The organism is Marinobacterium rhizophilum DSM 18822 (assembly GCF_000378045.1).
GTDB classification, from domain to species: Bacteria; Pseudomonadota; Gammaproteobacteria; order Pseudomonadales; family Balneatricaceae; genus Marinobacterium_A; species Marinobacterium_A rhizophilum.
In genome coordinates this window covers 95,132-120,248 of sequence record NZ_KB899101.1, presented here as the reverse complement: position 1 = coordinate 120,248, position 25,117 = coordinate 95,132, and the positions used below count along the sequence as shown (strand labels likewise).

Sequence of the window (25,117 nt, the reverse complement as noted above, 5' to 3'; positions counted from 1 at the left end):
GGCTGAGTCGCCGGCGTCCAGCGCAAGCCGATATCGGACATCCTCCCGCCCTATTGCACGGTTGTACCCACCTGAGCACTGCGCGCGATCGCCCTGAAATTTTCTTTCATTTCATACATCCGGCTGTCCGCCAGTGCCATCAGCGCGTCCAGATTATCGGCGTCACGGGCAAACAGCGCCCAGCCCATACTGGCGCCGACCACGATATTCTGCCCCTTGTAGCGCACCGGCACCCGCAGTGCGGCAGAGAGTTTTTGCAGCACCGCGTCCACGCTATCGGCCGACTCAATGCCCGGTAACAGCAGTACAAACTCATCGCCCCCGGTACGTGCCACCGTATCCACTACCCGCAACACCCGCCGCAAACGGGCCGCGACCTCCTGCAGCACCAGGTCACCGGCATGATGCCCATAGCGGTCATTCACCGGCTTAAAGCCATTCAGATCGACATAACAGAGAGCAAAACCAGTTTTGGCACGCTTGCTCTGGGCAATCAGCTGATTAGCCCGTTCAAGCAGAATGCGTCGATTTGGCAGCCCGGTAAGCGCATCGATGGTGGCCTGCTGGCGGGCATGGTGAAACACCCGGATCAATTGCAGCAACAGCGCCAGGATGGCCAGCAGCAAGCCGTACAGCAGCCCTCTTGCCCGCATGCTGGATTGACCAACCGTACTGTAATCAGGCACGACTCCGATTTCCCATTGACTGTGGCGAAAGGTAACCGGTTGTTTCAGTGCATCCGGGTTCTGAAATACCCCGGCCGGGCCGAAAAACTGCCCGCCACGGGGGCCCAGGCCATCGGTACCGCGCAGCGCAATGCCGCTGGGGTTGTCATTCAGCCCCGCAGCAGCGAGCAGCGAATCCATGTCGATAACCGTGGACACCAGCCCCCAGTAACGACTGCCCTTGCCCTCATCCACAAAAATCGGGCTGCGCGCGATCAGGCCGCTTCCCCCCTGAACGAGTTTCAGCGGCCCGCTCACCACCATGTCGCCGTGCTCAATCGCGCGCCGAATGTTTGACCACTGTACCGGGTCCTGGGTGTAATCAAGCCCGAGCGCCGCCTCATTACCCGCAAGAGGATACACATAACGGATAATGTTGCCCGGTGCCAGGCCGATGTTACGGATATGGTCGCTGCCGCGCACGATATAGGGTGCCACCACGGCCAGCTCCGCCGGCGTCGCATTCGGACGCGCCACTATATAAGCTGACATGCCGCGGGTCAGGTAGAGCACCGAATTGATTTCACTTTCAAGCCAGGCCCGCAGCCCGGACAGCTTTACCTGGGTTTCCAGCTGCACCGACTCACGGTCACGTTCGCCCGCCTGCTCCGCCACATACTCGGTTCCCAGTATGCCACTGACCAGCACCAGCAGTACTCCGAAATAAGGCAGCAGCAGCCCACCGTATGCTTGCCTGAGTGTGCGAATAAACATGTGTACGGATGCCCTCTGCCTGAAAGGTTGCGCCCGGCACGAAAGTGCAGACAGCGAAAGCCCCTGTCACTGCCCGGACAGGGGCTTTCCAATAAAGTATACCCAGTCCGAGTCGGAATGTTATTCGGAAAATTCAGTAATTAGCGCATATCCTGTACAGCCTGCCAGTGTGCAGCGCTGACCGGCTGCACTGAAAGCCGCCCCTGGCGCAACAGCGTCATATCGGCCAGTGCAGGATTGGTCTTTAGCAACCGCAGGGGAATGACCTGAGTGAAGCGTTCTCGCAGGCGAACATCCACACAGAACCAGCGCGGCATACCTGGCGCTGCCCTGACATCGAACTGGGCATGGGCGGGATCAAACTGGCTGGGGTCCGGGTAAGCAGCGCGTACCACCTCGGCCACGCCCGCGATGCCCACCTGCTTGCAGCTACTGTGGTAAATAAACACCTGATCGCCGACACGGACATCATCACGCAGAGAGTTGCGCGCCTGATAATTGCGTATTTCATCCCACCGCGCCGTCTGGTCAGGTGCCCGGGCCAGGTCATCAATGCCGAACACATCCGGTTCGGTCTTGAACAGCCAGTACTGCATCTCGGTCACCTCCTCATGCTTTGCGCCGGGGGCAAGTATACCGTAGCCGCTGGCCACCGGCCGAAATGAAGTACGACCTTGCCCCTGATGATCCATACCAATTCGGCAAAGCCCCTGATACAGGCCAGGAACGGCCCGGGCGGCGGTGAAAAGCCTGCGTGCAGATATTCACCACGCCTCTGTTCAAAAAAGGCGTATAAAAAAAGGTCAGGGATTGCGCGTAAAAAGTTCCAAGACTTGTCACATTCGCAATCCCTGACCCTAAAGAAACAGCCGTATGCCGATATGTCGCCATATCGGCATTTGTACCTGTCGAACAAAGGGGCATCTCTGCCCCGTTGCCCGTCACACCCACACAACAGACCCACGAATCTGCATGTGCAGGTTACCCATTGGATGCGCGGCAAAACCGGCGCATCCCTGTATCACCTGTTAACCCGCGGCTAATCAACGTGCTGCTTACTCGAACACAATACCCTGCGCCAGCGGAAGATCGCCGCCGTAGTTGATGGTATTGGTGGTACGACGCATATAGTTTCTCCAGGCATCAGAGCCCGACTCACGACCACCGCCGGTCTCTTTCTCGCCACCGAAGGCGCCACCGATTTCGGCGCCGGAGGTGCCGATGTTGACGTTGGCAATACCGCAGTCGGAGCCTGCCGGCGACATGAAGAACTCAGCTTCGCGCATGCTCTCGGTAAAGATTGCCGACGACAGTCCCTGGGGCACGTTGTTCTGAATATCCAGCGCCTGTTCGATGGTCTCGTATGTCATCACATACAGGATGGGAGCAAAGGTCTCTTCCTGGACGATGGGGGCATCGTGGGCGATGCGCACGATCGCCGGATTAACATAGAAACCGCCAGCCGGTACATTGTCGGTCAGGCGCTCACCGCCATAAACAATCTCGCCACCCTGCTCAACCGCCGTCTTGAGGGTACTCTGCATACGCTCGAAGCTGCCCTGATCCACCAGCGGACCAATCAGCACGCCGTCATTGCGCGGATCGCCAATGCGCAGGGAAGAATAGGACTTGGGCAGACGTTCAATCAGGTTGTCGACGATGCTCTCCTGCGCAATCAGGCGGCGCAAAGTGGTGCAGCGCTGTCCGGCGGTACCCACTGCGGCAAAGACGATAGCGCGCAGCGCCAGGTCCAGATCGGCAGTTTCGGACACGATCATGGCGTTGTTGCCACCCAGCTCAAGCAGGGAGCGTCCCAGGCGCTTACCGACAGTCTCACCAACACTGCGCCCCATGGCGGTGGAGCCGGTCGCGGATACCAGCGGGAAACGACGATCTTCACTGATCGCCTGTCCAACATCGCGACCACCCACGATCAAGCTGCAGACGCCTTTGGGTACTTCGGGCATCAGTTCCAGCGCTTTGTCCACGATCGCCTGAATGGCAAGCGCGCAAAGCGGGGTTTTCTCGGACGGCTTCCAGACGATGGAGTCGCCGCACACCAGACCCAGCATGGCATTCCAGGCCCATACGGCCATCGGAAAGTTAAATGCCGAGATCACGGCCACCGGACCCAGCGGCTGCCACTGTTCCATCATGCGATGGCCCGGACGCTCGCTGACAATGGTCAGACCGTGCAGCTGGCGGGACATACCGACCGCAAAGTCGCAGACGTCGATCCATTCCTGCACTTCCCCAAGGGCTTCAGGAAGAATCTTGCCGGATTCCAGGGTCACGACCTGGGCCAGTTCTTCCTTGTACTCGCGCGCCAGGTTACCGATGATGCGCACGAATTCGCCGCGCTTGGGTGCAGGCACGGTACGCCACGCCTTAAAGGCAGCCTCGGCCTGCTCGACTGCGGCATTCAGCTGCTCAACAGACGCGTTCTGGAACAGCGCGGTCTGGGCGCCATCGATCGGGCTGCGTGCGGCAAACTGCTCGCCCGTGCCGGCCTGATTGAACTCACCGCCGATCACACTGTTGTAAACACTTCCTGTACGGAAGGCATCGACACCGAGTTTCTCAAGATAATGCAGGTTCATGTTCAGGACCTCGTTGGTGATAATCGAAATACTTGAGGCTGATGGTAGGGGCAGGATCTATACAGGTAAAATACCGTTTTTCTAGATACCATATAGGAACGCCCTATAGGTATCGCGATCGCCATAATGAATATCTTGAGCGAAACTCCGCTGATCTGTCAGCGCATGACAGTGAAACTAAAGCCAGCCGCGCCTGCGGCGGTCAGGAAAGATGTTGTTGCGATGCCTCTACACACGGGGAGGGCGTTATGTACTTTAGATCTTTGAGATACTTCGTTGCTGTCTACGAAGAGCTGAGCTTCAGCGCCGCCTCCAAACGCTGTTTTGTCGCACAGCCGTCTATCTCCGTTGCGGTACATCAGCTGGAGACAGATCTGGACTGCCAGCTGTTCCTGCGTCACTCGAAGGGGGTTACGCCCACGCCGGATGGAAAAACACTGTACCCCCGCGCCTGCAAGGTGCTCGCCGATATCGATGAAATAAAACATCTCTTTCATGAATCCGCGCCCAGCATACCGCTGCGCCTGGCACTGATGCCCTTCCTGTCGGGTGTGCGGGTCAGCTCTATCATCAAGGAGCTGCTGAACCTGGTTGAGGGGCTGGATCTCACGGTCGTCGACCTGAACGAGCCCTCGGATGCCCGCATCATTTCCAGCACACAGCGCACCCAGGATGAAGCCTTCCATAAACTGTGGGTCGACCAGTATGTACTGGCCATGCCCCCAAACCACCCGCTCAGCCTGATGGACCAGATACCGCTGGAAGCCCTGGATGGGCTCGCCTTTATCAGCCGCAAACCCTGCGATATTGATGATGCCTGGCACTTCGCCATCGCCGAGCGCGGGCTTCAACTGGATGTAAAGGCCACCGTCAGAACCGAAGAATATGCCCTGGACCTGGTCGCCGCGGGCCTCGGTGTATCGGTTGTGCCCAGCCACTCGACAGGTCATCGTACCGACATCGTGGTACGTAAAGTGGCCAACATAGAACTTGAGCGGGTCGTGGGCTTTGCCTACGACAAGCAAAAGCCACTGTCATCGGAATTGCTACAGGCCATTCGGCAGGGCCAGCAGCGCTTCGGCTAGCGGGCCTGCTATCAACCTGACGGACACACAGGTTCCCTGCCTCTTTGTCCGTCACCCCACATTCCCTTTAGCCAAAAAACTCGGCGCAAGTGCGTGAATGTACGGGTTGTGTGAATTCGCCTTGGGTGATCGGTGACGATCCATTGAGGTGGCATCCCCTCAGCACCATCTTTATTTCCTATACCCCCCTCAAAAACAAATATTTCCCGACGTCCCCCGATGCCTCTAACCTGCCCCGGCAACCTCCACCCGATTTACGCCCAGGACCGAGGTACTCAAGCATGCTACATACCGACGAACACCACTTGACTCCGATCGATCATTTTCTTGCAATACAGGGGAAGGTCCATATATGCATGCAGTGAATCCGGAGCATGGTCGCCAGCGGATAGGGCCGGCGCCCATTACCAGGCTTCGGATAATGCGGCTCGATTACCGCTTCCAATCGCGCCCAAGAGATCAGCCTCTCCATCCGGCCGAGGAACACTTCCTTTCGCGTCTGGCGACGCTTGTTGCTGAACTCACTGTCGGCGAATGTGAGCTGTTGATCCATCCGAGCCTCCCTTGATGCAGTTGATGACCGCTATTGCCTCATGGCGGGGACTTGATCACTGCTTCCTTAGTCGTGGGGGCGACCCTTCATAGCTTCTACAAACGGCGATACATCCACCGATGGCAGCACAGTGATAGGCGCCTAATCCCCGAATAAAGACATAAATGAACCTATTTACAGGCCAGGTTATTAACCCGACGGGATAATAATATGACCGGCAAACAGGCTCCCTGCCTGTTTGCCTGCCAGGGTTATTCCCTGAACATGGTTGCTGCCATCTCAGGATCTCCACTCCCCTCATGATCGAGCACACGCCGTTCGCCGCGTGATCCGGGCCCGCCTTCGGGTCATGCAACACTCAACCGGAGCACAAGGCGACCCGGCCATCTTGGTGCACTATGAACCGTTGCACAGCGGGTTGCCCCATGCTGATGCAAGAAGCCCTGCTGCCGGGAAAGCCGGCGGCCTTCACGCCGAGTACGTCGCAAAAAACCACTCTGAATGCAGAAAAAACATTGCTTTTTCGAGTGCGGATTGGTCATATTCGGCTGTCAAAGTGGGCGCTTTTAAACACCCGTCGCCAGTGCTGACTGCAGCCGTTTCGGCAGCCATTCTTAATTTGTAATCGGGGAGCCGATTAGATGAAAAGCAGACCTTGGATGTTCAAGACATTTATCGCCAGCCTGTTGTTCGGGGCTTCGCTGCAGGCTTCGGCGCAGGAAGAACTGCACATCTACAACTGGTCCGACTATATCGCCGAGGATACCATCGAGCGTTTCCAGCAGGAGTCGGGTATCAAGGTGCTTTACGATGTATACGACTCCAACGAGGTGCTTGAAGCCAAACTGCTGGCAGGTCACAGCGGCTACGATCTGGTCTTTCCCACGGCGCGTCCTTTCGCCGACCGTCAGATAAAGGCCGGCATTTTTCAGCCACTGGACAAGACCAAGCTGAGCAATTATGCCAACCTGGATCCGGTGATACTGGCCTCCCTGGCCGATATCGACCCCGATAACGCCCACCTGGCACCCTACATGTGGGGCACCACAGGCATTGGTATCAACCTGACCAAAGTACGCGAACTGCTGGGCGCCGAGACTGCGCTGGACAGCTGGAGCCTGGTGTTTGATCCCACCGTCACGGCAAAGCTGGCCAGTTGCGGCATCTCGCTGATGGATGACCCCACCGAAGTGCTGGTCGCGGCCCGGGCCTATATCGGCCAGGCCCCGAACGACTACAGCAGCGCCGCATTGGATGAAGCCGCCGCCGTGCTGAACGCCGTGCGCCCGAATATCCGCTACTACCACAGTTCTCAGTACATCAATGACCTGGCCAACGGCGATACCTGTGTTGCCCATGGCTACAGTGGCGACGTGCTGCAGGCCAAGGCGCGCGCAGAGGAGGCCGGCAATGGCGTCGAGATCGCCTACCTGGTGCCGCGCGAAGGCGCCGTGGTCTGGACCGATGTGATGGCGATTCCGGCCGATGCGCCCAATAGCGACGCGGCACACCGCTTTATCGATTTCATACTGCGCCCCGATGTCATCGCTCCGATCAGCAACTACGTAGCCTATGCCAACGCCAATGCGGCGGCGACTGAACTGGTGGATGAGGCTGTACGCCAGGATCCCGGCATCTACCCGCCCCAGGCGACGCGCGAGCGCTTCATTACGCTCAAGACGCCAACGAACCGGGAAACCAAGGCAATCAACCGCCTCTGGACCCGGATCAAAACCGGCCAGTAAGCCCTCAAAAACGCACCTTCCAATGCCCCCTCGGGGGCATTTCTGATTCAGGAACATGACCCTCGGCAATGACACAAACCCCAAGCAAGCCCGCGCTCGACACAGCACACACCGCATACCAGACGCCGTCAGTACGCTTTGAAGACATCAGCAAGTCGTTCGGCAGCACCGCGGCGATCAACAATATCAGTCTGGACATTCACCAGGGGGAGTTCTTTTCACTGCTGGGTCCCTCCGGCTGTGGCAAAACCACCCTGCTGCGCATGCTGGCCGGCTTTGAAGCCCCGGATCGCGGTCGCATCCTGATCGATGGCGAGGACATGACGCGCGTGCCGCCCTACGAACGGCCGATCAACATGATGTTTCAGTCCTATGCGCTGTTCCCCCACATGAGCGTTGCGGACAACATTGCCTTTGGTCTGAAACAGGCGCCCATGACCCGCAGCCTGCGTAACGCGCGGGTAAGCGAAATGATGGAACTGGTGCAGATCAGTCCGCTCGCCCGTCGAAAACCACACCAGCTTTCCGGCGGGCAGCGCCAGCGCGTCGCTCTGGCCCGCGCGCTGGCCCGGCACCCCCGCATTCTGTTGCTGGACGAACCGCTCGGTGCACTGGATAAAAAGCTGCGGGAGAAGACCCAGTTTGAACTGGTCAATATTCAGGAGCGCCTGGGCACGACCTTTATCGTGGTAACCCACGATCAGGAGGAAGCCATGACCATGTCATCGCGCATCGCCCTGATGCGTGAAGGCCGCATCGAGCAGCTGGATGCGCCGAGGCGCCTGTACGAGTTCCCTGCCAGCCGCTATGCCGCGTCCTTTATCGGCTCGATCAACCTGTTCGAGGCGCAGGTACTGCAGCAAACCGGTAACGAGCTCACCCTCGCCTGCGACGCCACAGGCACCGAGCTGCACGCGCATTGCAGCGAGAAAATGCTGCCCGGCATGACCCTGACACTGGCCGTGCGGCCGGAAAAGGTACGCCTGCTGCAGCCCAATGAACAGAGCCCCAACCAGCTTCGGGGTCGCATCAAGGACATCGCCTACCTCGGCGGCGTCTCGATCTACCACGCCGAATTGCCCAGCGGCAAGCGGGTGCAGTTCACCCAGTCCAATGTACAGGCTCTGGCGGAGCAGCCACTGAACTGGGAACAGGACGTCGTGCTCGGTTGGCAGCCCGACAGCTGCACGGTACTGACCGAATGAGCCGCCCCGCCACTCACCAACCCCGTCTTACGGGTCGACGCCTGATTATCGGCTTGCCCTGGCTTTGGCTCGGCCTGTTCTTTGCGCTGCCCTTTTTGTTCGTGCTCAAGCTCAGCCTGTCGGAATCGGTACTGGCACAACCGCCTTATCTCGATCTGCTGCGCGAGTTCACCGACGGTGTACTGGTGCTCGCGATCAACCTGGGCAACTATCAGCTATTGCTGGACGACAGTCTGTACCTCAAGGCCCTGCTCAGCTCGCTGCAGATTGCGACCATCTCGACCCTGCTGACGCTGCTGCTGGGCTATCCCATGGCCTACGCCATCGCACGGGCGCCGCGTCACTGGCGCCTGCCACTGATGATGCTGATCATCCTGCCCTTCTGGACCTCGTTCCTGATACGGGTGTATGCCTGGATCGGCATTCTGAAAAACAACGGGCTGATCAATCAGCTGCTGACGGGACTCGGCGTTATCGACAGCCCGCTGGAAATGCTGCATACGCCGGTGGCCGTTTATATTGGCATCGTTTACAGCTACCTGCCCTTCATGGTCCTGCCGCTCTACGCCACCCTGATCCGGCTGGATCTGACCCTGCTCGAAGCCGCCGCGGATCTCGGCTGCAGGCCCTGGAAACAGTTCCTGCGCATTACGCTACCGCTGTCCCTGCCCGGCGTACTGGCCGGCGCCATGCTGGTATTTATTCCGGTGATGGGCGAGTTCGTGATTCCGGACCTGCTCGGCGGCCCCGATACCCTGATGCTGGGCAAACTGATGTGGACAGAGTTCTTCAGCAACAAGGACTGGCCACTGGCGTCGGCGCTGGCTGCCGTGCTGCTGGTGGTACTGATTATTCCGTTCATGCTGCTGCGTCATTACGAACAGCGTAACCTGGAGTCCTCGCCATGACGAAGCGCTCTCCACTGCTGCTGACGGTTCTGCTGTTCGGCTATGCCTTTCTGTATGGTCCCATCCTCAGCCTGATGGTGTATTCGTTCAATGAAAGCCGCCTCGTTACCGTCTGGGGGGGCTTCAGCACCAAGTGGTACAGCGAACTGCTGCACAACGAACAGATTCTCGGTGCCGCCTGGCTCAGCATCAAGATAGCCGCCATCAATGCCAGCGCCGCCGTAATACTGGGCACTCTGGCGGCACTGGCGCTGGTGCGTTACCGGCGCTTTCGCGGTCGTGCGAGCCTGGAGGTGATGGTGACGGCGCCCATGGTGCTGCCCGATGTCATTATCGGATTGTCACTGCTGCTGCTGTTTGTCGCCATGGAAACGATGATTGGCTGGCCTGCCGGCCGAGGCCAGAGCACGATCACCCTGGCGCACATTACCTTTTCGATGGCCTATGTCACGGTGGTGGTACGCAGCCGCCTGGCCCATATGGACGCCTCGCTGGAAGAGGCCGCCCTGGACCTGGGGGCACGACCGCTGAAGGTATTTTTCGCCATCACCTTACCCATCATTGCCCCGGCGCTGGCGGCGGGCTGGCTGCTGGCCTTTACGCTGTCGATGGACGATCTGGTCATCGCCAGTTTCGTATCCGGCCCCGGTGCAACAACCCTGCCCATGGTGGTGTATTCCAGTGTGCGTCTTGGCGTCAGCCCTCAGATCAATGCACTGGCGACCCTGATCGTGGTCGTGGTCGGAATCGCCGTCGCCATTGCCGGTGTGCTGCTCTACAGGCAGGAAAAAATCAGCGCCAAAGAGACGGGCTGATTTCATCGCAGCAATTCGGCACGACGGACAGTACCCATCCATTAATTGGGGTTATACTTTCCTGCGGACCCTCGCGCCCACAGGAAAGCATTAAGGATGATGAACGAGACTCAGTACAAGCGTGCCCGGCAGCTCGTCAAACGCATCTACCCCTCGCGTAGTATTGGCTTCGCCCTTGCCACTATAAGCGTTGCTTCCGTTCTATACGAACAGGACGCCGGGCCTTTCCGTTGGGCAATGATTGTGTTCAGCGGTCTGATATGGCCGCACATAGCCTATTGGTGGGCATACAGAAGCAAAAACCCCTATCAAACCGAACAATACAATCAGCACCTGGATGCCGCCCAATGTGGCTTTTGGGCCGTTATGATGGGCTTTAACCTGCTGCCTGCCGTCCTGAGCTGTTCCATGCTGGGCATGGTGCTCCTGTCGCTGGGGGGGAAACGCCGCTGCCTGATCGGAATGCTGATCTATACACTGACGGCGGCGCTCACCTGGCTGATGACGAGTATTCCCGTCCAGCTGCAGTCCTCTCTGATCACCCTGCTGGCCAGCATACCGGCGCTTCTGTTCTATCCGTTGCTGATAGGCTACAGCGCCTACCGTTTCGCCCTGTCTGCCAATGAACAGCGCAAGCAGCTCGAAATGGTCAGCCGCACCGACGGCTTGTCCGGGCTGTTCAACCGACAGCACTGGGAGCAACGTGTCGCCGAGGCCTTTGACCGCGGCCAGGACAATCCCGATGCATACAACCTGATCATGCTGGATATCGATTATTTCAAGCAGGTTAACGACCGCTTTGGACACGGAGCCGGGGATGATGTTATTCGTCAGGTGGCACGCCTGCTCAAGGAGCACTTCCCACAGGACGCCTGCATCGGTCGCTATGGTGGCGATGAATTCGGCATCCTGCTGACGAACTGCAGTACCACCGAGGCCTTCTCACGGGCCGAGAAGGCGCGACAGCAAGTATTCACTTACCTGCAGTCACAAAGCCCGGCGACCATCAGCCTGGGGATTGCCGAGCTTGATACCAATAGCCGGAAGTACTCTGACTGGATCCTGCAGGCCGACCTGGCACTTTATGAAGCCAAGCGCCAGGGACGCAACTGTGCGGTTTGCTTTTCCCAGCAGCACGGGCCGCAGCAGACCGCCAAGGCCTGATACGGCTTGAGCGAACGTGCAAAGGGCGCCCTTCTCAGCGACGTTCGCTTCATTTGCCGAGATGTTTTGCAGAAAAACAGGACGCATTGGCGAACGTCAACAGCCCCTGGCCGCCTAGGCTGACAAGCCCTGCAAAGGCTTAATTAAAGACATTTTTCACGGCCACGGGAAAACTGAAGGTTACACGCCCCTGGGCCACATCCCCGCGCATGCGCAAGTGACCGCCGTGCCGTTCGATCACGGCGCAGGCATCAGGGCTATGCATCAATGGCTCCGTCCAGACGTCATCCGTACCGAGACGGATCATGCGTGGTAATTTCAATTCACCGATATCCTGAACCGTAATCAGCAGCTCCGCGTCAATCTGATGCAGACGCACCAGCAAGCGGCTGCTGCGATGCTGTCCCACCAGCTCCACCACCAACGCACGCAACGCCGACACCAGCAGGTACTCATCACCATAGACACTTCCCAGGGTACTGGGGGCCTGCAGGAAGAGTTCATCAACGCCCTCCAGCGCCGGGCCGAATGCCCGCTCAATCAAGGCAACCGGATTCAACATCCGGCCCTCAAGACCTGCCGCGATGAGCAATTCACCCGGTTCAGGCTGCGTTTCGCTGGCCAGCAGGCGCTGCAATCGCTGCATCTCCTGCGGCTCAAGGCGCGCCTGAACCGCCGGGCTGGAGCAGAATTCGATTAACGCGTGCTGGGGTATGGACATTGGCGTGTCCGGGGCTTCAACCACGGCCGGATCCGGTTGAGACTGAAACAGCAGAAATTCGAACCTCAGCCAGCGGATTGCAAGCGCAGAATGGAGCTGCTGGGTTAACGGCTGGCGTATCATGACGCGATCGCCTTCGCGATGCAGTACATCAACCTGCGCACCCGGCCTGAGTGCAAACTGGCGCCGGGCCAGTTCACTGACCAGCAACAGGGTGCCAGCCTGATTAATAATGACGACCCTGCTGTTGAGCTGATCAAGCAGGCGCTGAAAGAACTGCAATCGCATCAGGCAACAATCCGGAAAAATCAGAAGCCCGGATTTTACTACATTTTCCGAATCTATGGCGCAACAACACTGACCCGCTCACAGACTCAGTCTTGCAAGCGGGCTATCAGTCCCTTCTCAGCGGGACTGGCGCTCCAGTATCTGTTCGATGCGCAGCTTTATCTCATCGAAGGGAATTGGCTTGGGCAGCACCTGACACTCCACCCCGACCGGCATGCGTGACAGCACTTCGATGGGCTCAAGCGCCGAAATGACCAGCAACTCCATACGTTCGAGCAATCCGCTGTGCTTAAGCGCTGCAATAATACTGAAGCCATCAATATTGGGCAGGTTCAGGTCAAGTACGAGCAGCTGTGGCTCGACCTGACCCACGCTCAGCAAGCCGGTATAGCCATTATCGGACAGATGCAGTTCCAGCGGCAGCTGCCAGCTTTTAAGCGTCAGCTCGTAGAGCCGCAACAGCACCTTTTCATCATCGATAACCAGCACCCGCACAGGCGTGTTCTGCTGCGCGACTGTGTTGGCGTTCGCATCGGACAGAACAGGCGCCTTGCCCTCCTGCAACTCCCGCACCAGCTTTTTCACCTGATCGAGACTGAAGCGACGATGTCCACCGGCGGTTTTCCAGCTTTCAATAATCTCAGCATCCGCCCACAATTGAACGGTACGGGCAGACACGCCCAGCATTTCAGCCGCTTTGCGGCTGGTACAAATATCATCCGGTCTGAATTTCATGGGCTCTATTTGCTAATTAGTCCTTGTCGACGGCATTCTACACCCTTTTAGTATCCTGCGTTTGGTCTCGCAAAATCTCTTCTCGCACAGGGGGTACTCAACGCGGCTTTAGGTTCACCTTACTCGGGGTAATAGCCTCAGCCGCCCCCCTTTTCCTGACGCCGATGCTGCCAGGCATGACTAAATGACAAAAAACGCTCCAGCAGCGGGCTTCGATACTTGTCCGGGTGACACACCAGGCTCAGCTGACGAGTAAAGGCCTGGTCGAGCCGGATTTCGCGCAACTGACCACTGCGACACAAGCTGCGGGTCGCCAGCCGCGACATAAATCCCAGCCCAAAGCCCGCCGCCACACTGTTGTTGATACCCTCATTGGCATTCATTTCCAGCGCAAGGTGCCAGCTGCGAAGCTGCGGCAGCAACAGCCGTTCAAACTGTTGCCGCGTACCGGATGCCGCCTCACGCAGCACCCAGCACTGCGCATCCAGCTCCCGCAGGCTGTGCGTGCGGCCATCAGCCAGGGGATTGTCCGGCGCCGCCACCACATGCATCTCGTCCTCGCCCCAGGGCGACACCACAAAGTGCCCGGCATCGACCGGGCCTTCGATGAACACCAGGTCCAGCTCAAACCGCTCCAACTGTTCAAGCAGCCTGGCGGTACTGCTGATCGTGACGACCGGTCGCTGGCGGTCACCCCGGGCCATAAATTCCGCCAGCAGCCCCGGCAGCAGATTGTTGCCGATGGTGTTACTGGCACCGATGCGTAGCTGGCCACCAAAACCACCTGCGGGGCTGAACAACTCCCCGATGGCACCGACACGCTCAATCAGCTCATTTGCCAGCGGCACCAGACGCTCTCCGGCCGCGTTCAGCCTGAGGCGGTTACGCACCCGGTCAAACAGCACCTGGCCCAAATGCCGCTCAAGCTCCTGCAACGCCATGGACACAGCCGCGCGCGTCAGAAACAGCTCTTCCCCCGCAACCCCCAGACCGCCATGACGGGCTACGCTGGCAAACACCCGCAACTGCTTGATGGTAATCGCCTGAATGTTCAATTTTACTTAACACTGCGTAAAAGATCCTTAGATATCATTTAAAGTAGTAAATAATTAACATGTTTCAACCTTTACCTCCGCGTCTTTGAGGCCAGATTCATGTTGCACGCATTCAGACTTGCCATTCGCCAGGTCCCTACGCCGCTGGCCGGCCTTGCACTGGGCATTGCGGCACTGGGTGCCAGCTGGGAGCTCTACAGCCCGCATCAGGGACAGGCACAGCTGGCGGGCGCCGCACTGGCAAGCGGCCTGCTGCTGGCCGTTCTGTGCAAGTTTGTATTTAATCCGCTGCTGCTATGGCGCGATCTGGCGCACCCGGTCATTGGCGGCGTCGTGCCGACATTCAGCATGGCATGCATGGTTATCAGCGACGCGCTGTACTCGATAACCCCTGCAGTGGCCGGCGCGATCTGGCTCCTGGCCGTGGCATTGCACCTGACCTTTTTGCTGCTGTTCGCCCTGCACCGCATCCGCAAGTTCGAGCTGCACCATATGGCGCCAAGCTGGTTTGTCCCCCCGGTAGGCATCGTCAGCGCGGCCCTCACCTGTCCGCCACACGCCATTGACCTGGCCCGCCACCTGATGTGGTTTGGGTTGACCAGTTACTGCCTGCTGCTGCCGCTAATGCTGTACCGGCTTATCTTCGCCAAGCGCCTGCCACGGGCGGCCCGCCCCATCCTTGCGATACTCGCCGCGCCCGCCAATCTGTGCCTGGCGGGCTACATCAGCATCATTGATGAGCCGTCCATTCTGCTGCTTGCCGTACTGGGTACCGTGGCCCAGCTGATGACGCTGATCATCTACATGGCATTTTTTCAACTGCTGCGACTGCCGTTCAGCGCGACCCACGCGGCCTTCGCGTTCCCGGTGGTGATCAGTGCACTGGCCATGCTGCAGCTTACGGATGTATTGCAGGCACTGGGCGCACCGCCCGATGTGGTGGGTCAGATAGATTGGCTGGCAACAGTCCAACTCGGTTGTGCCAGCCTGATGGTGCTGTATGTAACGGGACGTCTGTTGTTGCAGTGCGCAACGGTGTTCAAATATGCACAGACCAGGCCGGCGGGCACCGACTGATTTCAGTCTGGCCGCGAATAACTCCCACAGGCCTGGAGCCGCTAGCCCTTCGGTGTATCCACAACGCCATGATGGACCTTCATCAGGCTGTGATTGCCGTCTGCCACAAGATCGTCACCAAACCAGGACAGGCTTTCGTGCATGTTGACCACCTCGCCGACAATCACCAGCGCCGGCGCCGGCAACTTGGCCTGCTGCTGCAGCTGGGCGATGTTTTCCAGCGTCCCCGTAAGAACCTGCTGCTGCGCCGAGGTACCCTTTGAAACGATGGCCGCTGGCGTGCCCGCAGGCTTGCCGTGGGCAATCAGCTTGGTAGCCAGCTCACCCAGCGTATGCAGTCCCATGTAAAAGACGATGGTCTGATTGGGGTGTACCAGCTCGGCGAAATTCAGATCCGTGGTTCGGTTTTTCAGCTGACCGGTAACAAATTTCACCGATTGCGCCACATGACGATGGGTCAGCGGTATGCCCGCATAAGTAGCACAGGCGCTGGCCGCGGTAATACCCGGCACCACCTGGAATGGAATGTTATGGGGCTTGAGAGACTGCAGTTCCTCGGCGCCACGGCCGAAAATGAACGGGTCCCCACCCTTGAGCCGGCAGACTCGCTTGCCCTCCAGGGCGTATTGCACCAGCAGCTCGTTAATCCCCTCCTGGGGTACGGCATGGTTATCGCGCTGTTTGCCCACATAGACCATGTCCGCATCACGCCGACACAAGTCCAGCACCGCTTCGGATACCAGCGCATCATAGAGCACCACGTCGGCCTGCTGCATCAGGCGCAGCGCCTTGAAAGTCAGCAGTTCCGGATCGCCAGGACCTGCACCCACCAGATAGACCTCGCCGATCTGGTGCGTGGGATCGCCCTCATCGAGCTTTGATTGCAGCAGTTTTTCCGCTACATCCATGCGCCCGGCAAACGCCTGTTCGGCCACCTGCCCCTGCAGCGTCGACTCCCAGAATTTGCGCCGCTGATTCACGCCGCTAAAACGCGCCTTGACCTGATCACGAAAGCGGCCGGCCAGTGCACCCAGCTGACTGTAGCCATTGGGGATCAGTGTCTCGAGCCGGGCCCGCAGCATGCGCGCCAGGACCGGCGATGCACCACCCGACGAAATTCCTATAACAATGGGCGAGCGGTCAACGATGGCCGGAAAGACAAAGGTACAGAGCGATGGGCAATCCACCACGTTGACCGGCAACCGGCGCTGCACAGCATCGTAATGTATGTTCTGATGCAGCGTTTCGTCGTCCGTCGCTGCCACCACCAGTACGCAACCATCCAGCAGGGCCGTATGGTATTCGCCGATAACCAGCTGTCCGCCCTGCGCCTCGGTCATCTGTGCCAGCGGCGCACAGATTTCACGCGCGACAACCGTCAGGCGCGCACCGGCCCGCAACAGCAGCTTGGCCTTGCGCATGGCAATCTGGCCCCCGCCAACCAGCAATACCGGTTGATCCTTAAGGCGGAAAAAAAGAGGAAGGTACTCCACGATCCGAACTCCTGCTGCCTGATAACTATTATTCTCGCAATCAAATAGACGCTAGTGCCTGTTTGATTGTTGTGTATGCGATAAGCGGTTTGTTACATACAGAAGGTTGCGCGTGAGCGGCGCCCCTTCAAACTCGACCAAAATTTGCGAAACCCCTTTTTTATCAAGGACTCGCAGTGAGCCTGTTGCCAATGATGACACATCCCTGCGGGCGCGATTAACCCATCCTGTTAATACTTTTAGTGTATCTCAATTCTCGCAGCACCCAGCGCACGCACTGATACATCTTCTAGCAAGATCGCTGCCAAAGCCGAGCCCCCAGCCCAGGGGCCTCGCGGGACAAGCCTGCGCACCACAAAAGCACTCGCGCCCTCATATCGAGCACCAAATCGCACCAAAAAAGACCACTCGTACGGCAAAACGCCGCGCAAACAAAAACGCCGCTGCGGCAACCCGTAGCGGCGTTCAGGTGCAAAACCCGGTCTTACTTGAACTTCAGCGGTGTCGCCGGATGCAGTCCGCACTCGCGGTTGTCCGGGTTTTCCCACCACCAGCGGCCCGAACGTACATCCTCGCCTACAGAAATGGCGCGGGTACAGGGCGCACAGCCGATGCTTGGATAGTGCTGATCGTGCAGCGCGTTGTAGGGCACGTCCAGCGCGCGGATATAGGCCCAGACATCCTTCTCGCTCCAGTCTGCCAGCGGATTGAACTTCTGCAGACCGTTACCCTCATCCCATTCGCTAAAGGCGATCTCGTCCCGGGTCACCGACTGCTCACGGCGCAGACCGGTAATCCAGGCTTTCTGATCGGCCAGCGCACGCTTGAGCGGCTTGATCTTGCGTACAAAGCAGCACCCTTTGCGCAGCTCCTGGGACTCATAAAAAGCATTGATGCCGTGATCCGCCACAAAGGCTTCCACATCGGCGGCCTCAGGGTAATAGACCTTGAAGCTCACGTTGCTGTAACGGGCCTTGGCATCGGCCAGCAGCTTCAGGGTTTCTTCGGGCAAGCGCCCGGTGTCGAGTACAAAAATGCCGATACCGGGGGCATGCTTGCTGATCAGGTCGGTCAGCACCATGTCTTCGGCCCCCAGGCTGTTCGCAAAGACGATGGACCCTTTATAGTCTTCAGCGGCTTGCTTCAACAGGCCGGCTACATGCTCGACCCGGTCGTTCAGCTCGGTGCTCAACTGCTCACTCATGCGATGTATCCTCTATAAAAAACGGCTGTCGCGCCGTACTGCCGGAATCCGGACGCGCACAACAACAGCCGTTCTGTCGACAAGATGTACCTAACGACGCAATGCGCTTCGCTTAACCCTGACGGTAGATTGGGCGCGGATCATCGGCACCGGCCTGGTAATGCACGCTCACTTCACCAAACGCATTCAGTACTTCAGGCTTGAAGCGGTCATCCGGCACAGCCAGGGCGTCAAAGCCGCAGCGCTGCAAATAATCCAGACGATCACGGGTAACATCACCAACAGCACGCAGCTGACCGCTGAAGCCCGCACGACGTACCAGTCGCGCCTGGCTGAAACCGCGACCGTCGCGGAATACCGGAAACTCGATGGCAACCAGCGCCAGCGGCGACAGGTCGGCCAGCAGCGGCTCAATATTGTCGTCACCGTTGAACTGCACGCCCAGGCGACCGGCACGGCCGCTCAGGCTGTCCCGGTGCTCGAGGTAAAGCGCCAGGGGCACAACGACATCGCCGTCCTGCGGTACCTGCTCAAGCGAGGCGTCCGCGTCCAGAAACTGCCAGCTGTCTTCGGCGACAACTTCACGATTAATGAGCAGGGGCATAGACTTTCTCCTTGAACGGGGCAACACCGATGCGACGCACCGTATCGATAAACAATTCACCTTCTTCGCGGGACTCGACGTAGGTCAGCAGCAGCTTTTCAAGCGTACCGGCGACTTCATCAGCGCCCACGGAACGCCCCAGCACCTTGCCGAGGGAGGCATCTTCCTTGTCGGAACCGCCGATGGTGATCTGGTACCAGTCTTCACCGTTCTTGTCGACACCCAGGATGCCGATATGCCCGACGTGGTGATGACCACAGGCGTTGATGCAGCCGGACATGTTGAGGCGAATTTCGCCCAGCTCGTACTGGTAATCCAGGTCTTCGAACTTCTGGTTGATCTGATCAGCAATGCCCAGGGTCTTGGCGTTGGCCAGCGCACAGAAATCGCCACCCGGGCACACGATCATGTCGCTCAGCATGTTGATGTTCGGACGCGCCATGTTGTGTTCGGCCAGCACTTTCCAGAGCGCATACAGATCGGCATTCTTCACATCCGCCAGCACCAGGTTCTGCGTGTGGGTCACACGGATTTCACCACCGCTGTACTGATCGGCCAGGTCTGCCACCACATCCATCTGCAGATCGGTCGCATCGCCCGCCGGTGCCAGCAGGGGCTTGAGCGATACCACCACCGCTCGGTAGCCATCCACCTTGTGCGACACAGTGTTTTTCTCGTACCAGACACGGAAGTCCGTGTCGGCTTCGAGCTGCGCGTTCAGGCTCACGTCTGCGGCGGCAGCAGCGTCGTATTCAAAGGTATTGAAGAAGCTTGCAACACGGGCGAATTCCTCGGCCGTGATTTCAAGCTCCGGCTGTTCGGCCTTGATCTGTTCCCACTCGGCTTCCACCAGGCGGGCAAATTCCTCGGCACCCAGCGCCTGTACCAGAATCTTGATACGGGCCTTGTACTTGTTGTCGCGGCGACCGTTGAGGTTGTAAACGCGCAGGATAGCCTCAAGGTAGGACAGCAGGTCCGCCTTGGGCAGGAAGGTACGGATCGACTTGCCGATCATCGGTGTTCGGCCAAGACCGCCACCCACCAGCACTTCAAAACCCACCTCGCCGGCAGCGTTTTTAACCAGGTGCAGACCGATATCGTGCACCTGGGATGCGGCACGGTCTTCCGGGCCGCCGGTCACGGCGATCTTGAACTTGCGCGGCAGGTAGGCGAATTCCGGGTGCAGCGTGGACCACTGGCGAATCAGCTCGCAGTACGGGCGCGGATCTTCAAGTTCATTCGCGTTCACACCGGCAAAATGATCCGTGGTGGTATTACGGATACAGTTGCCGGACGTCTGAATGGCGTGCATCTGCACTTCGGCCAGCTCCGCCAGGATATCGGGCACTTCTTCAAGCTTGGGCCAGTTGAACTGCACGTTGGTACGGGTCGTGAAGTGGGCATAGTTTTTATCGTATGTCCGTGCGATATGCCCCAGTTTGCGCATCTGTGCGGATGACAGCAGACCGTACGGAATCGCGACGCGCAGCATGGGTGCGTGGCGCTGAATGTACAGGCCATTCATCAGTCGCAGCGGCAAAAACTCTTCATCCGGCAACTCACCCGCCAGGAAGCGTCGTGTCTGGTCACGGAACTGCGCAACACGCGCATCCACCAGTCTCTGGTCTACTTCGTTATATTGATACATGCTAACTACACCTTGCCTGACGGAACGACCCGCCACTCATCTCAAAGCCCGTGGAAAGATTCAATCAGCCTGCCAGTACAAAGCGCAGACCAATCGCGAATAGAATCGACCCCATGATCGGCTGCATCACCCGCGGCGACAGCCGGACGCCTACATGACTGCCCAAAAACACCCCGGGCAGGGAACCGACCAACAAGTATACCAGCAATGTCAGATCGACATTACCCATGGAATAGTGCCCGGCACCGGCCACACTGGTCAGCACCACGGCATGCACCAGGTCCGTTCCGACGATGGCCGGCATCGTCAAACGCGGATAGAGCAATATCAGCATGGCCGTTCCCAGGGCACCGGCGCCAACCGATGACAAGGTGACCATGGCCCCCAGCAGCAACCCCATCAGTGTCGTTGCCAGCGGACGCCAACGCCGTGCCTGGGCGGCCAGCGGATGGTGCTCGAGGCGCATGGCACGTTCACGAATCTGGTTGCGCAGGAACACGGCGACCGAGGTCAGCACCAGCGAAACACCCAGGGTCATGTTCATCAGACCCTCGATGCTTTCCAGCGCCTCAAGCCCCTTGAGGTAATGCAGCGTCAGCAGGCTGCCCGGTACACTGCCCAGCAGCAACAGCCCGACCACTTTCCAGTGCACCATCTTGCGCCGCGCATAGAACCACATGCCGCCGAACTTGGTGACCGCGGCATACAGCAGGTCAGTGCTTACGGCGACAACCGGTGCAATGCCAAACACGACGATCAGGATCGGCGTCATCAGGGCACCGCCACCGATACCCGTCAGCCCAACGATAAAACCGACCACCAGGCCGGCAAAACTGTACGCAAGTTCCATGCTGCCAAACCACTCATGCAGGCGCGCTGCTGCTATTAATTGCGGCCATCATACTGACCATTGCTTATAACTCTAAATACTTATTAGAAATTTTGTTATAACTAAAAACCCGACATTAATCCACCCTGCCCCGACCTCGAATGACGCAAAAGCTTATTCCAATAAAGAATAAGTGAAGTTTAATATATTCTTTTTGATTGTATGCGCAATGCTGCGATAATGCGCCGCATCATAGGTTAATAGCCGTTTGGGACCCGACAGGGCCAAGCAGTCTACTCATTACAGGTAAGGAAGGGCTCGATCCATGAATCAGTTGCCGGAACACCGTCTGACACATCTAAGACAGCTGGAAGCCGAAAGCATCCATATCATCCGGGAAGTGGCCGCGAGCTTTGACAACCCCGTCATGCTGTACTCCATCGGCAAGGACTCCTCGGTCATGCTGCACCTGGCACGCAAGGCGTTCCACCCGGGCAAGCCGCCGTTTCCGCTGATGCACGTGGATACCACGTGGAAGTTCCGCGAAATGATTGCCTTTCGTGACCGCATGGCTGAAAAGGCCGGCATGGACCTGATTGTGCACATCAACCCGGAAGGCGTCGAGATGGGCATCAGCCCCTTCGTGCACGGCTCCAAAAAGCACACTGACATCATGAAAACCCAGGGCCTGAAACAGGCACTGGACCAGTACAAGTTCGATGCCGCCTTTGGCGGTGCCCGCCGCGACGAAGAAAAATCCCGCGCCAAGGAGCGTGTCTTTTCGTTCCGTGACAAGCACCACCGCTGGGATCCGAAGAATCAGCGCCCGGAACTCTGGAACACCTTCAACACCCGCATCGACAAGGGTGAGAGCATTCGCGTGTTCCCGCTGTCCAACTGGACCGAACTGGACATCTGGCAGTACATCTACCTCGAGCAGATCGAAATCGTACCGCTGTACTACTCCGCACTGCGCCCGGTGGTCGAGCGCGATGGCATGCAGATCATGGTCGACGATGACCGCCTGCCCCTGGCACCCGGTGAAGAGCCCGTGATGAAAAAGGTACGTTTCCGTACCCTGGGCTGCTACCCGCTGACCGGCGCCGTTGAATCCGAGGCCGACACGCTGCCTGAAATCATCCAGGAAATGCTGCTGACCACGACCTCCGAGCGCCAGGGGCGCGCCATCGACCACGACGGCGCCGGCTCCATGGAACAGAAAAAGATCGAAGGCTACTTCTGATCAGCCCCCGGGCACGCAACCGCTTTTAGCCTCGATACAAGGCGGGCACGACCCGGGCAATCCACCCGATACGATTACAAGACGCTGCTGCAGCGGCCATGCCGCCGGCAGCGTCAAGCCTGGAGTTAACACATGAGCCACCAAAGCGACCTGATCGCCAGCGATATTCAAGCCTACCTGTCTCAGCATGAGAACAAGGAGCTGTTGCGCTTCCTGACGTGCGGCAGCGTGGACGACGGCAAATCGACCCTTATCGGCCGCCTGCTGCACGACTCCAAAATGATCTACGAAGACCAGCTGGCGGCGATCACTGCCGACAGCAAAAAGTCCGGCACTACCGGTGACGAGATCGATCTCGCCCTGCTGGTGGACGGCCTTCAGGCCGAACGCGAACAGGGCATCACCATCGACGTGGCCTATCGCTATTTTTCGACCGCCAAGCGCAAATTCATCATCGCCGACACCCCTGGGCACGAGCAGTACACCCGCAACATGGCGACCGGTGCCTCCACCTGCGACCTGGCCATCATCCTGATCGATGCCCGCCACGGCGTACAGGTTCAGACCAAGCGCCACAGCTTCATCGTCTCCCTGCTGGGCATCAAGCACACCATCGTCGCCATCAACAAGATGGACCTGGTCGACTTTAGCGAAGAGCGCTTTGAACAGATCAAGGCTGACTACCAGGAATTTGCCAAAGAGCTGGACCTGCCGGACGTGCACTTCGTGCCGATGTCAGCCCTCAAGGGCGACAACGTGGTAACGGTGTCGGAGAAGTCCCCCTGGTACAAGGGCGAGCCGCTGATGAGCCTGCTCGAATCGGTCGAGATCGCCAACGACCACAACTTCGACGAGCTGCGCTTCCCGGTACAGTACGTGAACCGTCCGCACCTGGACTTCCGTGGTTACTGCGGCACCCTGGCTGCCGGCATCGTGCGCCCGGGCGATGCGGTCACCGTACTGCCCTCCGGCAAGTCGAGCCGCGTAAAATCCATCGTCACGTTCGACGGCGAGCTGACCGAAGCCTTCCCGCCGATGTCCGTCACCCTGACGCTGGAAGATGAAATCGACATTTCCCGCGGCGACATACTGGTGCACAGCGACAAGGTGCCCGATGTCACCAACCGTTTCGACGCCATGGTCGTCTGGATGGCCGAAGCCGAGCTCGTACCGGGACGTACCTATGACGTCAAGCTGGCCACCCAGACAGTGGCCGGCAGCATCAGTCACATTCGCCACCGCATCGACGTCAACACCCACGAGAAAATTGCGGCGTCAAACCTGGGGCTGAACGAAATTGCCCGCTGTGAGCTGAACATCGAGCGCGCGATCATCGCCGATGACTACCGCAGCCACCACAGCACCGGCTCGTTCATCATTGTGGATCGACTGAGCAATGCCACCGTGGCCGCCGGCATGATCATCAATGACGGCGACCAGGCGCAGCAGGACGACAACGACAGCCTCAGCGCCGAGTCCCTGGTGAGCCGCAGCGACAAGGAACGCCGCTACGGCCAGCGCGCCGGCATCATCAGCCTGAGCGGCGGCACGCCGGAGTCCCGCGATCTGCTGCTGTACAGCACCGAGAAACGCCTGTTTGACGCCGGCCGCGCCGTCGCCGTACTGACACCGCGCAACCTGCCCGCAGAACTGCAGGCCAACCTGGCTGATACCGCTGCAGTGCTGGCCGACAACGGCCTGGTCGTACTGATTGACAGTGACAGCACGCCGGCGGGCGCCCTGAGCGTGAGCCTGGATGGCTCGACCGGCGACCTGAGCCTGAACGGCAGCGCCCAGAGCCCGCAGGAACAGGTCAAGGCACTGCTGGGACTGCTCAAGGCACACGCCCTGGCATAAGGCCCGCCTTTGCGACCTGCCGCCAAGGCACCCTCGGGCCCGGTACAGATCACTGTCACCGGGCCCGATGCGTTAATAAGGCCCGTAAATACTGACTCAAGCCTGTACCGGGGCGGGGTCAATCCGGTAAAATTCTGCGCTCGTTTTCTTACGAGCCCGGGTAATCGGTTTATAACCCGGTAAAATTTGGCGGGCGCGCAGCAGCAACAGCGCTCCCTTCAGCGGCGAAAAATGGCCGCGCCCTTCAGCAACTTGAGCATCGCGATGACGGAATTTCTGCTTATTCTGATCAGCACCGTGCTGGTGAATAACTTTGTACTGGTGCAGTTTCTTGGCCTCTGCCCGTTCATGGGCGTCTCCAACAAGCTGGAAACAGCCATGGGCATGTCCCTGGCCACCACCTTTGTACTGACGCTGTCATCCCTGTGCAGCTACCTGATCTACACCTACCTGCTGGCACCGCTGGAGATGGCCTTTCTCAAGACCATTGCTTTCATTCTGGTCATTGCGGTGGTGGTTCAGTTCACCGAAATGGTGGTTCGCAAGACCAGTCCGCTGCTGTACCGGGTGCTGGGCATCTTTCTGCCGCTGATCACCACCAACTGCGCGGTCCTCGGCGTGGCACTGCTGAACATCAAGAAGATGAACGGTTTCATGGAATCCATTGTCTACGGTTTCGGTGCCGCAGTAGGCTTTTCCCTGGCCCTGATTCTGTTTTCAGCGATTCGCGAGCGCGTCGCCGTAGCCGATGTCCCGACACCCTTTCGCGGTGCCGCCATCGGTATGGTCACTGCTGGGTTAATGTCACTGGCTTTCATGGGCTTCACCGGCCTGGTGTCATTCTGAGCG

The 25,117-nt window shown here is 58.7% G+C and carries 22 protein-coding genes and 1 pseudogene; 11 read left to right on the top strand and 12 right to left on the bottom strand.

Annotated elements, in window-relative coordinates:
• Positions 1–50: 50 nt before the first annotated feature.
• The 3 genes from F451_RS25655 to amaB all read right to left on the bottom strand — a co-directional run bounded on the left by F451_RS25655 (position 51) and on the right by amaB (position 4,039).
• On the bottom strand, positions 51–1,439 hold the full coding sequence (locus F451_RS25655) for a diguanylate cyclase domain-containing protein (protein ID WP_020682159.1): 1,389 nt from the start codon (positions 1,437–1,439) through the stop codon (positions 51–53).
• A 140-nt stretch (positions 1,440–1,579) separates the two neighbouring features.
• Positions 1,580–2,035 (bottom strand): EVE domain-containing protein, encoded by a 456-nt coding sequence (locus tag F451_RS0114750; protein ID WP_026291787.1) that lies wholly within the window; start codon positions 2,033–2,035, stop codon positions 1,580–1,582.
• A gap of 459 nt (positions 2,036–2,494) precedes the next feature.
• Positions 2,495–4,039, bottom strand: a complete 1,545-nt coding sequence (amaB, locus tag F451_RS0114745) for an L-piperidine-6-carboxylate dehydrogenase (protein ID WP_020682157.1) — start codon at positions 4,037–4,039, stop codon at positions 2,495–2,497.
• A gap of 248 nt (positions 4,040–4,287) precedes the next feature.
• On the opposite strand from amaB, the gene F451_RS0114740 reads away from it, so the two are divergent.
• Entirely contained in the window at positions 4,288–5,124 is an 837-nt protein-coding gene (locus tag F451_RS0114740) for a LysR family transcriptional regulator (RefSeq protein WP_026291786.1), read from the top strand.
• Positions 5,125–5,470: 346 nt separating this feature from the next.
• Here the strand turns inward: F451_RS0114740 and F451_RS0114735 are convergent.
• Positions 5,471–5,677 (bottom strand): annotated as a pseudogene (locus tag F451_RS0114735) (transposase); the annotation flags it as partial.
• 425 nt (positions 5,678–6,102) lie between these two features.
• Here F451_RS0114735 and F451_RS27795 point away from each other — a divergent pair.
• The 6 genes from F451_RS27795 (at position 6,103) to F451_RS0114710 (ending at position 11,514) form a co-directional block, all read left to right on the top strand.
• Positions 6,103–6,267 (top strand): hypothetical protein, encoded by a 165-nt coding sequence (locus F451_RS27795; RefSeq protein ID WP_156826500.1) that lies wholly within the window; start codon positions 6,103–6,105, stop codon positions 6,265–6,267.
• Positions 6,268–6,318: 51 nt separating this feature from the next.
• On the top strand, positions 6,319–7,422 hold the full coding sequence (locus F451_RS0114730) for a polyamine ABC transporter substrate-binding protein (RefSeq protein WP_026291785.1): 1,104 nt from the start codon (positions 6,319–6,321) through the stop codon (positions 7,420–7,422).
• A 68-nt stretch (positions 7,423–7,490) separates the two neighbouring features.
• Positions 7,491–8,627 carry an ABC transporter ATP-binding protein gene (locus tag F451_RS0114725; RefSeq protein ID WP_020682153.1) on the top strand — a complete coding sequence of 379 codons (1,137 nt, stop codon included), beginning with the start codon at positions 7,491–7,493 and terminating at the stop codon, positions 8,625–8,627.
• Positions 8,624–9,535, top strand: a complete 912-nt coding sequence (locus tag F451_RS0114720; RefSeq protein ID WP_020682152.1) for an ABC transporter permease subunit — start codon at positions 8,624–8,626, stop codon at positions 9,533–9,535. Before F451_RS0114725 ends, F451_RS0114720 begins: the two co-directional genes overlap by 4 nt.
• Positions 9,532–10,350: an ABC transporter permease subunit gene (locus F451_RS0114715; protein ID WP_020682151.1), complete on the top strand. Its 819-nt coding sequence runs from the start codon at positions 9,532–9,534 to the stop codon at positions 10,348–10,350. The genes F451_RS0114720 and F451_RS0114715 overlap by 4 nt, the downstream gene beginning before the upstream one ends.
• Positions 10,351–10,446: 96 nt before the next feature.
• Complete coding sequence (locus F451_RS0114710; protein ID WP_020682150.1) at positions 10,447–11,514, top strand: diguanylate cyclase; 1,068 nt, start codon at positions 10,447–10,449, stop codon at positions 11,512–11,514.
• 139 nt (positions 11,515–11,653) lie between these two features.
• Here F451_RS0114710 and F451_RS0114705 read toward each other — a convergent pair whose 3' ends face one another.
• The 3 genes from F451_RS0114705 to F451_RS0114695 form a co-directional block, all read right to left on the bottom strand.
• Positions 11,654–12,523 carry a hypothetical protein gene (locus F451_RS0114705; protein WP_020682149.1) on the bottom strand — a complete coding sequence of 290 codons (870 nt, stop codon included), beginning with the start codon at positions 12,521–12,523 and terminating at the stop codon, positions 11,654–11,656.
• A 117-nt stretch (positions 12,524–12,640) separates the two neighbouring features.
• Positions 12,641–13,258 (bottom strand): response regulator, encoded by a 618-nt coding sequence (locus F451_RS0114700; RefSeq protein ID WP_020682148.1) that lies wholly within the window; start codon positions 13,256–13,258, stop codon positions 12,641–12,643.
• A 137-nt stretch (positions 13,259–13,395) separates the two neighbouring features.
• Positions 13,396–14,313 (bottom strand): LysR family transcriptional regulator, encoded by a 918-nt coding sequence (locus tag F451_RS0114695; RefSeq protein WP_020682147.1) that lies wholly within the window; start codon positions 14,311–14,313, stop codon positions 13,396–13,398.
• Between the two features lie 99 nt (positions 14,314–14,412).
• Between F451_RS0114695 and F451_RS0114690 the strand changes: the two genes are divergently transcribed.
• Positions 14,413–15,390, top strand: coding sequence for a TDT family transporter (locus tag F451_RS0114690; RefSeq protein WP_020682146.1), 978 nt, complete (start codon positions 14,413–14,415; stop codon positions 15,388–15,390).
• Between the two features lie 41 nt (positions 15,391–15,431).
• On the opposite strand, the gene cysG is transcribed toward F451_RS0114690, so the two are convergent.
• From cysG to F451_RS0114665, 5 genes are all read right to left on the bottom strand, one after another.
• A complete protein-coding gene (gene cysG, locus F451_RS25650; protein WP_051103945.1) occupies positions 15,432–16,883 on the bottom strand; it encodes a siroheme synthase CysG in 1,452 nt (483 codons plus the stop codon).
• A gap of 484 nt (positions 16,884–17,367) precedes the next feature.
• Positions 17,368–18,087 carry a phosphoadenylyl-sulfate reductase gene (locus F451_RS0114680; RefSeq protein WP_020682144.1) on the bottom strand — a complete coding sequence of 240 codons (720 nt, stop codon included), beginning with the start codon at positions 18,085–18,087 and terminating at the stop codon, positions 17,368–17,370.
• A 112-nt stretch (positions 18,088–18,199) separates the two neighbouring features.
• Positions 18,200–18,691 (bottom strand): DUF934 domain-containing protein, encoded by a 492-nt coding sequence (locus F451_RS0114675; RefSeq protein ID WP_020682143.1) that lies wholly within the window; start codon positions 18,689–18,691, stop codon positions 18,200–18,202.
• A complete protein-coding gene (locus tag F451_RS0114670; protein WP_020682142.1) occupies positions 18,675–20,339 on the bottom strand; it encodes a nitrite/sulfite reductase in 1,665 nt (554 codons plus the stop codon). The genes F451_RS0114675 and F451_RS0114670 overlap by 17 nt, the downstream gene beginning before the upstream one ends.
• A 64-nt stretch (positions 20,340–20,403) precedes the next feature.
• Entirely contained in the window at positions 20,404–21,189 is a 786-nt protein-coding gene (locus F451_RS0114665) for a sulfite exporter TauE/SafE family protein (RefSeq protein ID WP_020682141.1), read from the bottom strand.
• A 304-nt stretch (positions 21,190–21,493) separates the two neighbouring features.
• Here F451_RS0114665 and cysD point away from each other — a divergent pair, with 304 nt between their 5' ends.
• The 3 genes from cysD (at position 21,494) to rsxA (ending at position 25,114) form a co-directional block, all read left to right on the top strand.
• Positions 21,494–22,411, top strand: coding sequence for a sulfate adenylyltransferase subunit CysD (gene cysD, locus F451_RS0114660; RefSeq protein ID WP_020682140.1), 918 nt, complete (start codon positions 21,494–21,496; stop codon positions 22,409–22,411).
• A 132-nt stretch (positions 22,412–22,543) separates the two neighbouring features.
• Positions 22,544–24,268: a sulfate adenylyltransferase subunit CysN gene (gene cysN, locus F451_RS0114655; RefSeq protein WP_020682139.1), complete on the top strand. Its 1,725-nt coding sequence runs from the start codon at positions 22,544–22,546 to the stop codon at positions 24,266–24,268.
• 264 nt (positions 24,269–24,532) lie between these two features.
• Entirely contained in the window at positions 24,533–25,114 is a 582-nt protein-coding gene (gene rsxA / locus F451_RS0114650; protein WP_026291784.1) for an electron transport complex subunit RsxA, read from the top strand.
• The last annotated feature ends 3 nt before the right edge of the window (positions 25,115–25,117 follow it).